Source organism: Cellulomonas humilata (assembly GCF_013359775.1).
Lineage (GTDB): Bacteria > Actinomycetota > Actinomycetes > Actinomycetales > Cellulomonadaceae > Cellulomonas > Cellulomonas humilata.
Map to the genome: position 1 here is coordinate 88,081 of NZ_JABMCI010000053.1, position 15,301 is coordinate 103,381.

Here is a 15,301-nt window from a genome sequence, read left to right on the forward strand (position 1 = left end):
CCCTCCGAGGGAGGACCGGCCCGTCCGTCGTGCGACTAGCCGATGGTGCAGGTGGCGCCGTTCAGGGTGAACGCCGTCGGGTTGGTGTTGGTGCCCGTGTGGGAGCCGTTGAACCCGATGTCGGTGCTCTGGCCGGCACCGAGGGTGCCGTTCCACGCCGCGTTCTTGGCGCTGACCGCCGTGCCGGACTGCGACCAGTCGGCGCTCCAGCCCTGCGTGACCTTCTGGCCGTTGGCGAACGTGAACCCGAGGGTCCAGCCGTTGAGGGCCGTGGTGCCGGTGTTGGTCACCTTGACGGAGGCCGTGAAGCCCGTGTTCCAGCTGCTGGCGGTGTAGGACACCTTGCAGGAGCCGGTCGTGGTCGGGGACTTCGTGGTCACCGAGAGGGCCGAGGACGCGGCGGAGATGTTGCCCGCGTTGTCCCGTGCCCGCACGGTGTACTGGTACGCCGTCGCCGCCGTGAGGCCGCTGTCCGTGTAGGACGCCGTGGTCGGCGTGCCGACCTTGGTGGTCCCCCGGTAGACGTCGTACCCGGCCAGGCCGGAGCCACCCGTGTCCGTGGACGCGGTCCACGTGAGGGCGACGCTGGTCTCCGTGACGGTCGTCGCGACGAGGCCCGCAGGCACCGACGGGGCGATCGTGTCCACCGTGGTGGCCGGCAGCGTGGTCACCGACAGCGCGCTCGACGCCGCGGAGATGTTCCCCGCCACGTCACGCGAGCGCACCGTGTACGAGTACGCCGTCGCCGCCGTGAGGCCGGTGTCGGAGTACGACGTCGTCGTGGTGGAGCCGACCTTCGTCGTGCCCCGGTAGACGTCGTACCCGGCCAGGCCGGAGCCGCCCGAGTTGTCGGTCGACGCCGCCCAGGACAGCGTGAGGCTGTTCTGGGTGACCGCGCTCGCGGCGAGGCCCGTGGGGACGCTCGGCGCGACCGTGTCGGTCGGCGTGGCCCTGGTGGTGACTGCGAGGGCCGACGAGGCGGCGGACACGTTGCCCGCCACGTCCTTGGCCCGGACGGTGTACGAGTACGCCGTCGACGCGGTCAGGCCGGTGTCGGTGTACGACGTGGTGGTCGAGGAACCGACCAGCGCACCGCCCCGGTACACGTCGTACCCGGCGACGCCGGAGCCACCCGTGTTGTCCGTCGAGGCCGTCCACGAGATCGTGGCCGACGTCGCGGTGGTGGTGCCGACGAGCAGACCTGTCGGGACGCTCGGAGCGACCGTGTCGGTCGGGGCGGGCGTCGAGAACAGCCGGTCGTAGTCGGCCATGGCACCGGCGACGGCCGTCTGGGCCCAGAACCGGTGGAAGTTGAACGTCGGCGCGGCGCCGCCGTTCAGGTACGCCTGGACCTTGGACCACTGGGGGTCCTGCTTGTACCAGGAGCGGATGTCCAGGAACGAGACGCCCGGCTTGATGACGTCGCCGTTGGGCATCGTGCCGGTCCAGCCGGCAGGGATGTAGACCCCGTTGCCGCCCGCGACGTAGGTGTCGTCGAACCGGCCGAAGTCCGTGCGGGTCTCCGGCGCCGAGACGCCCAGCGAGTCCTGGTTGGAGGCCCAGATGGCGTCGAGCAGGGCCTTGGTCTTGGCCTGGATGGCCGTGTTGCCCGACTTGGCGGCGTAGAACAGGAGCGTGCGGGCGGTGTCGCCGGCGACGCCGACGTCCTGGCCGCTGCTCTTGACGACGACCTTGAGACCCGAGTTGGAGCCCGGGCTCGCGGCGTTCCAGGTGTCCGGCTTGCCGGTCCAGGTCAGCTCCGAGGGGACGGACCACGTGGAGCCCGAGACCGTGATGTTGGCCGCGGCCCACGGTGCCCACTTGTCGAGGATGGCCTTGGCCTGCAGGTTGCCCGAGGCGTAGTAGAGCTCCGCGACGCGCTGCATGCCCCACGCCTGCATGCCGAACCACTGGTTCGACGGCGGGTCGTTGTAGACCGGTGCCTCGGTGTAGCCCATGCCGTAGAAGGTCGGCGTGCCGGCCGGGGGCGTGGCATACGCGCCGTCCCAGCTGTTGGTCGCGCCACCGGCGATGCCGCCCTCAGGGGCCTGCAGCCACTTGTAGAACTCGAGCTGGCGGGTCAGCGAGCTGGCCCAGTCCGACTTGGCGGTCGGCGACTTCGGCGTGAGGGCCGGGTCGGTGGACAGCACCCAGGCCGCGAGCGGGTTCTGGTAGCCGAAGTGCGCGTGCGACGACCCGATGCGCCAGGCCCAGCCGGCCGACGAGTCGAGCGCCCCACCCCACGCGTAGTACCAGGAGAGCAGGCCGTGCGCGCTCTCCTTGCCGGAGCCGGCGGGGCAGGACGGCGAGGTGCAGCCGACCGCCTTGAAGTACTTGTCGAACAGCGCGTAGCGCAGGTAGTCGCCCATCTTGGCGGCCTTGGCCACCGTGCCGGCGATCTGCGCCTGCTTGCCCTGCGCGGTCGCCCACTGGTTGGCCCAGTAGACGGCCTCGACCGCACGCGCGTCGGCGTCGGGGGCGTTGGTGTACTTCCACTGCTTGGCGTACGAGGCGTCCTTGGTGAACAGGTCCAGGTAGCCGTTGGTGCCGCCGTACTTGAACTCCTCGCACGACGGCTGCGGGACGGTCTCCCAGACCGACTCCTGCGGGCCGCGCTGGAAGGTGTTGATGTAGGACGTGCCGGTGGCTGTCGGGCCGAGCTCGCAGCCCGCTCCCGGGGTGGCGCCGAACCCGTACTTGTTGTCGACGTCGGCGAGCCAGTGCATGCCGTACACGTCGGAGTTGCCGTAGGTGGCCTTCAGCTCCGCGCCGATCGGGTCCTTGCCCGACGTCACGCCGCTGTTCAGCTGCGACGGGTAGCTGCTCGGGTGGTTGAACTCCGAGGCGTACGTCGCCGGGCTGTTCGGGTTGTAGAACGAGTTGGTGGGCTGGTCCGCGCTCGTCGGGATCATGTACTTCTCGAGCGTGTCCCACGAGTGGTTGAACGGGGCCCAGTCCTCGGTGACCTGGCCGTACAGCGCCTCGAGCCAGACCCAGTAGGAGTACGCCTCCGACGTCGTCTCGTGGCCGTAGTCGGGCGCCTCGACGATGAGGGTCTCGACGGAGTGGTAGGGGATGCCCTGCGCGCTGAAGTACCCGTTCGCCGGGTCCTTGAGCTTGTCGTACATGGTGAGGAACCGCTGGGTGTACTCGCCGTCGGCCACGGCGGCCTTGACGGGTGCAGCGGCCGGCACCGAGACGGTGGCCGGGCCGGCGGCCATGGCGGGCTGGATCCCGCAGATGGCCAGCAGCGATGCTGCGCTCAGGGTGGCCGTGGCCACCCAGGCAGCTCGCCGTCGGGTCGATGAGGACATCTACTCGTACCTTTCTGGCTGTCGGGCGCGCCCCCGCGACGTCGCGGGTACGCCCCGCGCCCGCACGCAAGCGCGTGCGGGCGGTGACGGAGGTGCACGAAGGAACTGGCCGACGGTGCCGGGTACCCCGCAACGGTGCGGGTGTCCGGGCAGACGGAGGCCGGGTCGGCGCCCACTTTCCGGCGGCGCACAGCCGGCGTCCAGACTCCTAAACGATTCGAGTGGGAGCGCGACCACATGGTCGTCACGACCACCGGAAGAAGCGCGCCGCCACCGGCACCCCGACGGCCGTCCACGCTGCCAGGACCAGCAGCGACCCGGTCGGGAACGGCTGCCCGTACCAGGCCGCGGCCAGCGCCTCGCTGCCCGCCCCGAGGGGCGTCCAGCCCGCGATCGTCTGGATGGCGTCGGGCATCAGCGGCAGGGGCAGCCAGACGCCCGCGAAGAACAGCGAGACGAAGTAGACGGTCATCCCCCACGCGGTCGCGGCCGGCGCGTTCGGGGCCAGCGCGGCGATCACGGATCCCACCGCGAAGGTCGCGAGGACGGTGAGCAGGAACGCGAGCAGCAGGACGAGTGGCTCGGCCGGCGCGGCCACGTCGACCACGGTCACGCCGAGCACGTACATGAGCACCGCCGCCACCAGCAGGGCGGCCAGGTTCACCAGCACCTGCGCGACCAGGATGCGCGACGGCGGCACGGGCGTGGTCGACAGCCGCTTGAGCACCCCACGGCCGCGGTACCCCGCAACGGTCTGGGGGTAGGAGGAGAGGCCGACCGTGGCCACGGCGAGCGCCAGGACGGTCGGCGCGTAGCCGGTGATGCCGTTGATCTGCGACAGGATCGGGTCCTGGTCGTCGAACGGCACGTCCGCCCACGGCATCACCAGGCCGAGCACGGTGAGCAGGACGGCGGGGAAGAGGACCGCGAAGAACGCTCCGGACGGTTCCCGCAGGAAGAGCCGGGCCTCGACGGTGGTCAGGCGGGCCTGGGCGCCCGTGAGGGACGCGGTGACGCTCGTGCTGGACATGGTCAGACCTCCACGGATGTCGTGAGTGCGACGAACGCGTCCTCGAGCGAGCTCTGCTCGAGGCGCAGGTTCTCGGGGCGGATGCCGTGCTGGGCCAGCGCGACGAGGACGTCCTGGACGACGTTGTCGCGGCCGCGGGCCTCGATGGTGCCGTCGTCGGAGTGCGTGACGCGGGCGAGGTGCTCCAGCAGCCCGACCGGGACGGGGGCGGACGGGCGGAACCGCAGCACCTGCTCGGCGGTCGCCCGGGCGACCAGCTCCGCCGGGGTGCCGGTCGCGACGACCCGGCCCGCGTCGATGAGCGCGATCCGGTCGCAGAGCCGCTCGGCCTCCTCCATGAAGTGCGTGACCAGCACGATCGTCACGCCGCGGTCGCGGATGCGCTCCACGACCTCCCACGTGTCGCGGCGCGCGTGCGGGTCGAGCCCGGTGGTGAGCTCGTCGAGGATGGCGACCTGCGGGTTGCCGACGAGGGCCAGCGCCACCGACAGCCGCTGCTTCTGGCCGCCCGACAGCTGCTCGAACCGCGCACCCGCCCGGTCGGTCAGGCCCAGCTCGTCGAGGAGCTGCGTCGGGTCGGCCGGGTCCGGGTAGAACGACGCGTACAGGTCGAGGGCCTCGCGGACCACCAGCTTCGGCTGCAGCTGGCTCTCCTGGAGCTGGAGGCCGACGACCTCCCGGAGCCGGCTGCGGTCGCGGACCGGGTCCAGGCCGAGCACCCGGACCGTGCCGGAGTCGGCCTCGCGCAGCCCGCCGACGATCTCGACGGTGGTGGTCTTGCCGGCCCCGTTGCGGCCCAGCACGCCGAAGATCTCGCCGCGGTGCACCTCGAGGCTGACGTCGTCGACGGCGACCGTGCCGCCGTAGCGCTTGTGCAGGTTCTCGACCTGGATGACGGGCATGGCGGGCTCCTTCGGGTGTGGGGTGCCGCGGGAGCGGCCGACGGCCGGTCCCGTGAGTGACGGGTCGAGTCAGGAGGTGCGGTTGGGCACCGACGCACCGCGCGTCAGGCGGTCGAACGCGACCGCCATGAGGCCGGCGATCAGCAGGGTCACCGCGGAGCCGACCAGGAGCGGCTGGTCGCCGCCGAACCACACGGAGGTGGAGAAGGGACCGGCGTCCTGCGCGAGCAGGGCCGAGACCAGGAGGATCGGGCCGGCGGTCAGCGGCAGCGCGAGGGTCCCCCACCAGCCACCGAGCCGCTGGTAGGACATGCCGACCAGCAGCCCGGACACGTAGGCCACCAGAAACAGCAGCGTCGAGCTGACGAAGAGCGTCGCGACGTCGGCACTGTCGGGCGAGAGCCCCTCGACGATCCGCCACTGCCACCCGAACGCGTCGAACACCGCGCGCTCGACGACCAGCAGCAGGGCGAACACGACCCCGTAGACGAGGGCCAGGCCGCCGGCGGCGAGCAGCGACCCGAGCGCGAGGCTGCGCCGGGTCAGCCCGGCCGCGATGTGCACCGGCAGGTAGGCCGCGGTGATCGCGATGAGCACCGAGAACGGGAACCAGATCGCGCCCTGCCGCGCGAACGCCATGACGCTGTTGTTGACCTCACCCACCTGGTTGATCACCACGAGCGCGCCGGTCACGACGACGATCGCCATGCCCCACGCCCACGCGGCCAGGTACAGGTTCATCCAGAGCAGCCAGGTCGCGGTGCCGCGCACGGAGCTGCGGCTCGGGAGACGTGCCGTGTCGATGCTCATCGGGACTCCTCCGTGGTGGCGCCGGCGGGGCGGTCGGTCAGGTGGACGAACAGGTCCTGCAGTGCGACGGGGCCGAGCTCGAGCCCGGTCTGCCGGGCCCGGCTGGCGTCGTCGGCACGTGTGCCGACGAGCGTCGCCTGCGCGGTGCGCCCCAGCCGCTGGCGGGCGACGACGTCGCGGCCGGCGACGAAGGCCTCGACCGCTTCGGCCGGACCGGTGACGGTGATCCCGCCGGAGCGGAGCGTCTCCGCGTCCGACATCGTCAGCACGGTCCCGCGGTCCAGCACCACGACGTCCTCCAGCAGCCGCTCGATCTCGCCGATCAGGTGGCTGGACAGCACGATCGTGCGCGGGTGCTCCACCCAGTCGGCCAGCAGGGCGTCGTAGAACGCGTACCGCGACGGGGCGTCCATGCCGAGGTGGACCTCGTCGAGCAGGGTCAGCGGGGTGCGGCTGGCCAGCCCGACCACCACCCCGAACGCCGACCGCTTTCCGCGCGAGAGGCGGTCGGGCCGACTGAGGGGGTCCAGCTCGAAGCGGTCCATCAGCGTGTCCGCCAGCTCCCGGGAGAACAGCGGGCGACGGTCCCCGAGGAACTCGAGCGTCTCCTTGAGCTTCTGGTCGTTGGCGACGTCGCCGCTCTCCCGCACCAGGCACGTCCCGGCCAGCACCCGCTCGTTCTCCCAGGGGTCCTCCCCGTCGACGAGGACCGTGCCCGATGTCCGTCGGCGGAACGCCGCGAGGATCGACAGCGCGGTCGTCTTGCCCGAGCCGTTGCGGCCGAGCAGCCCCGTGATGACGCCGGGTCGGAGGGTGAACGACACCGCGTCGAGCGCGGTCGTCGTGCCGTAGCGGGCGGTGAGGTCCCGGACCTCGACGCCGAACCCGGTCATCGCTGCTCCCCCGTCGTCAGCCGCGCGACGATCTCGTCCGTGGTGATGCCCAGCACCCGCGCCTGCTCGAGCATCGGCTCGACGACGTCCGTGAAGAACGTCGCCCGGCGCTGCTCCAGCAGACGCTCCCGGGCACCCTCCGCGACGAACATGCCGATGCCGCGGCGCTTGTAGAGGACGCCCTCGTCGACCAGCTCCGTGAACGCCTTGGCGGCCGTCGCGGGGTTGATCCGGAACGTCGTCGCGTACTGCGTGGTGGACATGACCTGCTCCTCCGCTGCGAGGGCTCCCGACAGGACGTCGGCGCGGATCTGGTCCGCGATCTGCACGTACAGGGGGTCTCGACCGTCGAACACGGTGCACCTCCTGTCCTGTTCAGTGGTTCGTTACATGACCAACTAACCACAGAACCGATCGCGCCGCAAGACCCGAACACACAGCAACGTCCGCACTCGTGAGGGCTCCAGCCCCGACGAGTGCGGACGTTGCGGGTGGTGCGTCAGACGGCGGTGAGGCGCTGGGCCGCGACCAGCTCGGCGATCTGCACCGCGTTCAGCGCGGCGCCCTTGCGGAGGTTGTCGTTGCTGATGAACAGCGCCAGACCGCGGCCGCCCTCGACGCCCTCGTCCTGGCGCAGGCGGCCGACGAACGACGGGTCCTGACCGGCGGCGACCAGCGGCGTCGGCACGTCGGTCAGCTGCACGCCGGGTGCGGTCGACAGCAGCTCGGCGGCGCGCTCGGGGGTGATCGCGCGGTCGAACTCGGCGTTGATCGACAGCGAGTGGCCCGTGAACACCGGCACGCGCACGCAGGTACCGGACACCAGCAGGCCGGGCAGGTCGAGGATCTTGCGCGACTCGTGCCGCAGCTTCTGCTCCTCGTCGGTCTCGAACGAGCCGTCGTCGACCAGGTTCCCGGCCAGCGGGATGACGTCGAACGCGATCGGCGCGACGTACTTCACCGGCGCGGGCATGGTCACGGCAGACCCGTCGTGCACCAGCGCGAGCGTGTCCTGGGTGACCGCGGCGCGGATCTGGCTGTCCAGCTCCGCGGCCCCCGCGAGGCCCGAGCCGGAGACCGCCTGGTAGGTCGACACGACGAGCCTGCGCAGCCCGGCCTCGTCGTGCAGGACCTTGAGCGCCGGCATCGCGGCCATCGTGGTGCAGTTCGGGTTGGCGATGATGCCCTTGACGGCTCCCGCCAGCGCGCCCGGGTTCACCTCGGAGACGATGAGCGGGACCTCGGGGTCGCGACGCCACGCCGACGAGTTGTCGATGACCAGCGCGCCGGCCGCGGCGAACCGCGGGGCGTGGATCTTCGACGCGGCACCGCCGGCCGAGAACAGGGCGACGTCGATGCCGGACAGGTCCTGCGTCTCGACGTCCTCCACCACGACGTCGGTGCCCTTCCACGGCAGCGTCGTGCCGGCCGAGCGCGCGGACGCGAAGTAGCGGATCGAGTCGACCGGGAAGTTGCGCTCGTCGAGCAGCCGCCGCATGACCGCGCCGACCTGTCCGGTGGCGCCGACCACCGCGATGTTCAGTCCCATGGCCCTACCGTCCCGTCCCGCCGTACACGACGGCCTCGTCTTCCGTGGAGTCCAGGTCGAACGCGGTGTGCACCGCGCGGACCGCGTCGTCGAGCGAGTCGGCCCGCGTGACCACGGAGATCCGGATCTCCGACGTGGAGATCATCTCGATGTTGATGCCGGCCTCCGACAGCGCGGCGAAGAACCGCGCGGAGACGCCGGGGTGCGACTTCATGCCCGCGCCGATGAGCGAGAGCTTGCCGATCGTGTCGTCGTACTGGAGCGACGCGAAGCCGATGTCGGGCTGGTGCTCGGTCAGCGCGGCCGTCGCTGCGGCGCCGTCCGTGGCGGGCAGCGTGAAGGAGATGTCCGTCAGGCCCGTGGCGGCGACCGACACGTTCTGCACGATCATGTCGATGTTCACCCCGGCGCCCGCGACCACCTGGAAGATGCGGGCGGCCTTGCCCGGCACGTCCGGGACGCCGACGACCGTGATCTTGGCCTCGCTGCGGTCGTGCGCGACGCCGGCGATGATCGGCTGTTCCACAATCTCTCCTTCGGCAGCGGGCTGGTCCGTCACCAGGGTGCCCGTATGAGTGGTGAACGACGAGCGCACGTGGATCGGTACCCCGTACCGGCGGGCGTACTCGACGCAGCGCAGGACCAGCACCTTGGCGCCGCTGGCCGCGAGCTCGAGCATCTCGTCGTAGCTGACCCGGTCGAGCTTGCGGGCGTTCGGCACGATGCGCGGGTCCGCGGTGAACACGCCGTCGACGTCGGTGTAGATCTCGCAGACGTCGGCCTTGAGCGAGGCCGCGAGCGCGACCGCGGTGGTGTCCGAGCCGCCGCGGCCCAGCGTGGTCACGTCGTTGGTGGTCGGGTTGACGCCCTGGAACCCGGCGACGATGGCCACCGACCCCTGCGCGAGCGTCTGCCGGATGCGGCTGGGCGTGACGTCGATGATCCGCGCCTTGCCGTACGACTCGTCGGTGATCACCCCGGCCTGCTGGCCCGTGAACGACTTGGCGTCGACGCCCAGGTTGTGGATGGCCATGGCCAGCAGGGACATCGAGATGCGCTCGCCGGCGGTCAGGAGGATGTCCATCTCGCGCTGCGGCGGCATCGGGGTGATCTGCTGCGCCAGGTCGATGAGCTCGTCCGTGGTGTCGCCCATGGCGCTGACCACCACGACGACGTCGTGACCGGCGCGCTTGGCCTCGGCCACCCGCTTCGCGACGCGCTTGATGCTGGCGGCGTCGGCGACGGAGGAACCGCCGTACTTCTGCACGATCAAGGCCACGGGGGAGCTCTTTCGCGGGCTCGGACAGGACCGGGCGAGTGTACGGCCGTGCCCACCTGGTGGGCAGCGAGTTTCAGATGGCGGATCACGGTGGCTCGCCCTCCACAGCACCTGCACAGACGCGGAGGCCGAACCCTGCCCGGCCCGACCGGTCGAGGCCTAGGTTGGCGCCATGTCGAGCACCGTCGATGACGACACCGCGGCCGCGCCACCACCCCCCTCTCCCGCGCCGGGCGACGGCATCTCGGTGCGCGGTCTGCACCGCGCGTTCGGGCAGGTCAAGGCCCTCGACGGCGTCGACCTGACCGCGCGCACCGGGGCGGTCACCGCGCTCGTCGGCCCCAACGGCTCCGGCAAGACCACGCTGCTCCTGGTGCTCGCCGGGCTGCTGGTCCCGGACGCCGGTTCGGTGAGGGTCGCGGGGCACGACCCGATCGCCCAGGGACCGGCCGCCCGTGCGAGGACCGGCTGGATGCCCGACACGTTCGGCACCTGGGACTCCCTGACCGCGCGCGAGGTGCTGCTGACCTTCGCCGCCGCGTACCGGCTGTCGGAGGCTGTCGCACGGGCACGGGTCACCGACCTGCTGGCCACCGTCCACCTCACCGAGCTTGCCGACCGGCCCGCGAGCGTCCTGTCGCGCGGCCAGAAGCAGCGGCTCGGCCTGGCGCGCGCCCTCGTGCACGACCCGGCGGTGCTGCTCCTCGACGAGCCGGCCAGCGGCCTCGACCCGCGCTCCCGCGTCGACCTGCGGATCCTGCTGCGCCGCCTCGCCGACGAGGGCCGCACCGTGCTCGTCTCGAGCCACGTGCTCTCCGAGCTCGACGAGATGGCCGACGACGCGGTCTTCCTCTCCCGCGGCCGCACCGTGGTGCCCGACGCCGGCCCCGGCGGCGGCCGCTCCTGGCACGTCCGCGCACTGTCCGTCGAGGCGCTCACCGCCTGGCTGACCAGCACCGGCGTGGCGTGGCGGCCCGACGAGGCACCCGACACCCCTACCGGCTCCGGCGGCGTGCTGCTCGAGCTCGACGGTGACGAGGGCGCCGCGCGGCTCATCCGCGACGCCGTGACCGCCGGGGTCGCGCTCGTGTCGGTGGTGCCGGCCGCCGGCGCGCTCGAACAAGCCTACCTGACCCTCGAGGAGGACCGGCGATGACGATGTCCGAGGTCGAGCTCGAGCACGAGCCGTCGACGACGCCGCCGAAGGCCCCGCGCTCCGCCACGTGGGGTCTGACGTGGCACGGAGTCCGGACCGTCGCGGTGCTCGAGCTGCGCCAGCGCGTGCGCTCGACCCGGTGGATCGTCGCGCTGATCGTCTGGTTCGTGGTCGTCGGTGGGATCACGCTGCTGACCTCCGGGGCCATCTCCGCCCTCTCGTCCGGCGAGGCGTTCGGCGCACGTCCGTCGAACGGACCGCTCCTGTTCGGCGCCGTGACGTTCCTCGTGCTCGGCCTCGGGCTGCTGGTCACGCCGACGCTCGCGTCGACCGGGATCAACGGAGACCGCAACGCGGGCACGCTCGCGACACTGCAGGTCACGCTGCTGACCCCCGCCGAGATCGCCGCCGGCAAGCTGCTCGCCGCCTGGGCCGCCGCCTGCGCGTTCCTGGTGGCGAGCCTGCCGTTCCTCGGGATTGCGCTGGCGCTCGGCGGAACCCCCGGCACGGCCCTGCTCCGCGTCATCATCCTGATCGCGGTCCTGCTGGCCGCGGTGTGCGGGATCGGCCTGGGGTTCTCCGCGCTCACGGCACGCACGGCCGGCTCGACCGTCCTCACGTTCCTCACGGTCGCCGCACTGACCCTGCTGACCCCGATCCTGTTCGGGCTCACGTACCCGTCGATCTCGCGCACGCAGACCGTCGAGGTGTCGACCGTCCCGCAGGACTGGACCGGCGAGGTGGACGTCGAGTGCGAGGTGAGCGTCCAGCAGCGGACCGTCGCCCACACGGAGCGCACGTGGTGGCTGCTGGGCCTCAACCCGTTCGTCGTGCTGGCGGACGGCGCCGGCACGACCGAGTACACGAGGTTCTCGGGGAACGACAACGACCCGCTCGGTGCCATCCGGGACGGCGTCCGTGAGCTGCGGGCGGGCCCCGCGATCCCGCTCGACGAGTGCTGGACCGACCAGACCTCGGTCGACGACAGGATCGAGGCCGCGTCGCGCACCCCTGTGTGGCCGTGGGGGCTGGCCGTGACCGTGCTGCTGGGCGCCGGCGGGTTCGTGGTCGCGGTGCGCCGGCTCCACGTGCCCACCCGCACGCTCGCCCGGGGGACGCGCGTCGCCTGACGCTCGATGTGGCCGCCCCGGACAGGCTTACAGGTCGCGGGCGAAGCGCGTGATGACGGGATCGAAGCCCAGACCGCGGAAGAAAGCGTGCGCCTCCGCATTGAAGAGCCAGCTGTCCAGCCGCAGGCCGCTCAGCCCGTGAGCTCGGGCGTAGGTCTCCGCAGCCGCGACCATCGCTGAGCCCACGCCGCGCCGACGGACGGCAGGGTCGACGGCAAGGTGGTGGATGTAGAGGGTGTGCTGCTCGGTGGTGAAGGGGTTGACGCCCCGGTGCGCTTCGACCGCGTAGAGGTACCCGACTGGCTGTCCGCCCACCTCGGCGATCCAGACGATGTTGCCCTCGTCAGCCAGCTGTGCAGAGAAGAAGGTCTCCGCCGCAGCGCGGTCGACGGTCACGAACTGGGCGGGTAAGGCGTCGACGTGCAGACGCTGCACGTGCTCGTTGAGGGCAGCGATGATGCCCGCGTCGTCGGTGGTGGCACGGCGCAGGTGGGCCCTGTCCTCAGCAGTCATCACGAGGTTTACCTTGCTCGACGGGCCGCCCGTGGACAACGCCTTTGCACCCGGTAGGTCAGGGCTGCAGGGCGTCGTACTCCGCCTCGGCCGCGACGTCGTCCTCCACGTCCAGCCGCAGGTGCGCCAGCATCGTCTGCAGGGTGCGCAGCACGCTCGACGCGCGCTCGCCCCAGTCGGACAGGTACGAGAACTGCCACCACCAGAGGGCCTCGAGCACGCCGCCGGTCTCGTAGTGCCGCAGGCCCTGGGCCAGCGCGCCGGCGATCGCGACGAGGTCGCCGGACACGGTCGCGGGCTGGACCTCCACGCCCAGCAGGGGGTCGACCACCTCGGCGTACTCGTCGATGCCCTCGAACACGTTGGCCAGGTTGGCCCGCAGCGGTTCGACGTCCGGGTCGGGACCCAGATCGGGCTCGAAGCGCTCCGAGGGGACCACGTCGGTCGTCGCCCCCAGCCGGGCGCCGGCGGCGAGCACGTCGCTCACGGCCAGCAGCAGCAACGGCAGCGACGCGTCCGGGTTGGACCCCGACGCGACCTCCGTGACGGTGGTCAGATAGCTGCGGGCCTCGGACGCGACCGCCTGGGCGATCTCGCGAAGATCCGCGTCTGCTGTGGTGCTCATGGTGCCCGCTCCCCTATGCGCTGATCCGTCGACGACCCTCGAACGCGCGGCCGAGCGTGACCTCGTCGGCGTACTCCAGGTCCCCGCCCACCGGCAGGCCGGACGCCAGCCGGCTGACCGTCAGGCCCATCGGGACCAGCAGCCGCGCCAGGTACGTGGCCGTGGCCTCGCCCTCGACGTTCGGGTCGGTGGCCAGGATGACCTCGGTGACCGTGCCGTCCGCCAGCCGCGTCATCAGGCCGGCGATCCGCAGGTCGTCCGGGCCGACTCCGGCGATCGGGTTGATGGCCCCGCCGAGCACGTGGTACTTGCCGCGGAACTCCCGCGTGCGCTCGATGGCGACGACGTCCTTGGGCTCCTCGACGACGCAGATGGTCAGCGGGGAGCGGCGCGGGTCGCGGCAGATGCGGCACTGCGGCTCCTGCGCGACGTTGCCGCAGATCTCGCAGAACCGGACCCGCAGCTTCACCTCGGTGAGCGCGTCGGACAGCCGGCGGACGTCCGCCGGGTCCGCGGAGAGGATGTGGAACGCGATGCGCTGGGCGCTCTTGGGACCGACCCCGGGCAGTCGCCCGAGCTCGTCGATCAGGTCCTGGACCGCGCCTTCGTACACGCCTGCCAGCCTACGGGGTCGGTGGGGTCCCGCCGTCGGACGCCACCAGCTCCACCTCGAAGCCCTGGGCGTCCTCGAGGTAGGCCGCGTAGTGCTCCCGGCCGCCCGCGTACGGGTGCCGGTCCGCGAACAGCAGCGACCAGCCGTGCGCGGGGGCGTCCCTGACCAGCGCGTCCACGTCCGCGCGCGAGCCGCCCCAGAGGGCAGGTGGTTCAGGCCGGGTCGCAGCCGGTCGTGCGGAGCCGACGCCACGTCCGGGCCCGACTCGAGCACCACGTACGGCCCCGAGCCGTGCCCCCAGCTGACACCGTCGGGCCACCGGTCGCGCACCGCGTAGCCCAGCCGCGTCAGCAGCCAGCCCCAGCTCCGCTCCGCCGCAGCCAGGTCACCGACCCAGACCTCGAGGTGGTGCAGGCTGCCCGACGGCCGCTCGGTCACGACGAGCCGTCGTCCAGCTGCTCGTCGATGACGGTGCCGCCGAGCATCTGGGCGACCAGCGGGGCGCCCATCAGGCTCGACGTGGTGATGTCCGGGTCGTCCGGCGACGGGTCGTCCGGCACCCCGGGCACCGACCGCGACGCAGACTCGCGCGCCGCGGCCATCCCGCGCTCGCGCGCGGTACCGGACGGCGGCGGGGCGAGGTCCTGCGGCGGGGCGTCCGGGGTGGCGGGCTCGCCGGGCTCGTCGTCCGGGGGCTCGGGCATCGGAGGCTCGTCGTCCCACGACGCGGCCGCCTCGGCCGGCGTGACCGCACGCGGGTTGGCGCGGTCGTCGGGTGCGGGCCGGGCCGCCGCCGTTGCGACCGGGGCCGCGCCGACCTGCTCCGCGAGGATGCCCTCGACCCGCACGTCGAACCCGAGCGTCTCCCGCACGGCCCGCGCGACGACGTCCGCGTGGGCTCCGTTGCGGAACGTGGTGGCCAGTGCCGGGTTGTCGAAGGCGACCCGCAGCGTGGTCGCGTCCAGCTCGGCGACCTGGGCGTTCCGAGGGTCGATGAGCGCCCACGTCACCCGGCGCAGGCCCTTCACCGTCTCCAGGACCTCCGGCCAGCGACGACGGAGGACCTCGGTGTCGGGGCCGCCGGAGGACGCGCGGGCGGGGGTCGGGGCAGGGGCCGGCTCGGGGATCGCCGCCTTCTCGGGTTCGACGGCTGCGACAGGTTCGACTGCTTCGACGGCGGTAGGCGTCGGCGCGGGGTCCCACGGCGGGCTGTCGTCCGCGGCGGCGGCCGGCGCGAGCTCGACCGGCGTCGGCTCTGGAGGCGCCGCGGGCGGCTCGGCGGCGGCACCCGTCGGCTGCGTGTCGACCGGCGCCCGCTCGTCGGACGTGGCGGCCGCTGCGACCGGGGCCGGACGCTGCGCGGGCACCACCTCGGGCGCGGGTTCAGGACGCGGAGCCCGGGCGGCGGCCGGAGGCTGCGAGGCAGGCGCCGCGGCGGCCGGAGGCTGCGGGGCGGGCACCGCGGCGGGAGCCCGACTCCTATACAC

Annotated in this window: 14 protein-coding genes and 1 pseudogene; 2 read left to right on the top strand and 13 right to left on the bottom strand. The window is 72.3% G+C overall.

The features are described from left to right. Positions 1 to 35 precede the first annotated feature (35 nt). The 8 genes from HP550_RS05305 to HP550_RS05340 form a co-directional block, all read right to left on the bottom strand. A complete protein-coding gene (locus HP550_RS05305) occupies positions 36 to 3,314 on the bottom strand; it encodes a glycoside hydrolase family 48 protein (protein WP_175346542.1) in 3,279 nt (1,092 codons plus the stop codon). Positions 3,315 to 3,558: 244 nt separating this feature from the next. Further along, positions 3,559 to 4,344: an ABC transporter permease gene (locus tag HP550_RS05310; RefSeq protein ID WP_175346543.1), complete on the bottom strand. Its 786-nt coding sequence runs from the start codon at positions 4,342 to 4,344 to the stop codon at positions 3,559 to 3,561. A gap of 2 nt (positions 4,345 to 4,346) precedes the next feature. Beyond that, positions 4,347 to 5,246: an ABC transporter ATP-binding protein gene (locus tag HP550_RS05315; protein WP_175346544.1), complete on the bottom strand. Its 900-nt coding sequence runs from the start codon at positions 5,244 to 5,246 to the stop codon at positions 4,347 to 4,349. Positions 5,247 to 5,315: 69 nt separating this feature from the next. Beyond that, positions 5,316 to 6,056, bottom strand: coding sequence for a hypothetical protein (locus tag HP550_RS05320; RefSeq protein ID WP_175346545.1), 741 nt, complete (start codon positions 6,054 to 6,056; stop codon positions 5,316 to 5,318). Then, on the bottom strand, positions 6,053 to 6,949 hold the full coding sequence (locus HP550_RS05325; protein ID WP_175346546.1) for an ATP-binding cassette domain-containing protein: 897 nt from the start codon (positions 6,947 to 6,949) through the stop codon (positions 6,053 to 6,055). Before HP550_RS05325 ends, HP550_RS05320 begins: the two co-directional genes overlap by 4 nt. Further along, entirely contained in the window at positions 6,946 to 7,305 is a 360-nt protein-coding gene (locus HP550_RS05330; protein WP_175346547.1) for a GntR family transcriptional regulator, read from the bottom strand. The genes HP550_RS05325 and HP550_RS05330 overlap by 4 nt, the downstream gene beginning before the upstream one ends. 143 nt (positions 7,306 to 7,448) lie before the next feature. Beyond that, a complete protein-coding gene (locus HP550_RS05335) occupies positions 7,449 to 8,498 on the bottom strand; it encodes an aspartate-semialdehyde dehydrogenase (RefSeq protein WP_175346548.1) in 1,050 nt (349 codons plus the stop codon). Between the two features lie 4 nt (positions 8,499 to 8,502). Then, positions 8,503 to 9,777 carry an aspartate kinase gene (locus tag HP550_RS05340; RefSeq protein WP_175346549.1) on the bottom strand — a complete coding sequence of 425 codons (1,275 nt, stop codon included), beginning with the start codon at positions 9,775 to 9,777 and terminating at the stop codon, positions 8,503 to 8,505. A 172-nt stretch (positions 9,778 to 9,949) separates the two neighbouring features. Between HP550_RS05340 and HP550_RS05345 the strand changes: the two genes are divergently transcribed. Together HP550_RS05345 and HP550_RS05350 are read left to right on the top strand one after the other, a co-directional pair. Then, complete coding sequence (locus HP550_RS05345) at positions 9,950 to 10,933, top strand: ABC transporter ATP-binding protein (protein ID WP_175346550.1); 984 nt, start codon at positions 9,950 to 9,952, stop codon at positions 10,931 to 10,933. Then, positions 10,930 to 12,063 carry an ABC transporter permease gene (locus HP550_RS05350; protein WP_175346551.1) on the top strand — a complete coding sequence of 378 codons (1,134 nt, stop codon included), beginning with the start codon at positions 10,930 to 10,932 and terminating at the stop codon, positions 12,061 to 12,063. The genes HP550_RS05345 and HP550_RS05350 overlap by 4 nt, the downstream gene beginning before the upstream one ends. 27 nt (positions 12,064 to 12,090) lie before the next feature. Here HP550_RS05350 and HP550_RS05355 read toward each other — a convergent pair whose 3' ends face one another. From HP550_RS05355 to HP550_RS05375, 5 genes and pseudogenes are all read right to left on the bottom strand, one after another. After that, positions 12,091 to 12,576 (bottom strand): GNAT family N-acetyltransferase, encoded by a 486-nt coding sequence (locus tag HP550_RS05355; RefSeq protein ID WP_175346552.1) that lies wholly within the window; start codon positions 12,574 to 12,576, stop codon positions 12,091 to 12,093. A gap of 58 nt (positions 12,577 to 12,634) precedes the next feature. After that, on the bottom strand, positions 12,635 to 13,201 hold the full coding sequence (locus HP550_RS05360) for a DUF5063 domain-containing protein (protein WP_175346553.1): 567 nt from the start codon (positions 13,199 to 13,201) through the stop codon (positions 12,635 to 12,637). A gap of 13 nt (positions 13,202 to 13,214) precedes the next feature. Continuing rightward, entirely contained in the window at positions 13,215 to 13,814 is a 600-nt protein-coding gene (gene recR, locus HP550_RS05365; RefSeq protein WP_175346554.1) for a recombination mediator RecR, read from the bottom strand. A 10-nt stretch (positions 13,815 to 13,824) separates the two neighbouring features. After that, complete coding sequence (locus tag HP550_RS22920; protein WP_343047992.1) at positions 13,825 to 13,992, bottom strand: VOC family protein; 168 nt, start codon at positions 13,990 to 13,992, stop codon at positions 13,825 to 13,827. 256 nt (positions 13,993 to 14,248) lie between these two features. After that, positions 14,249 to 15,301, bottom strand: a pseudogene (locus HP550_RS05375) (DNA polymerase III subunit gamma and tau); the annotation flags it as partial.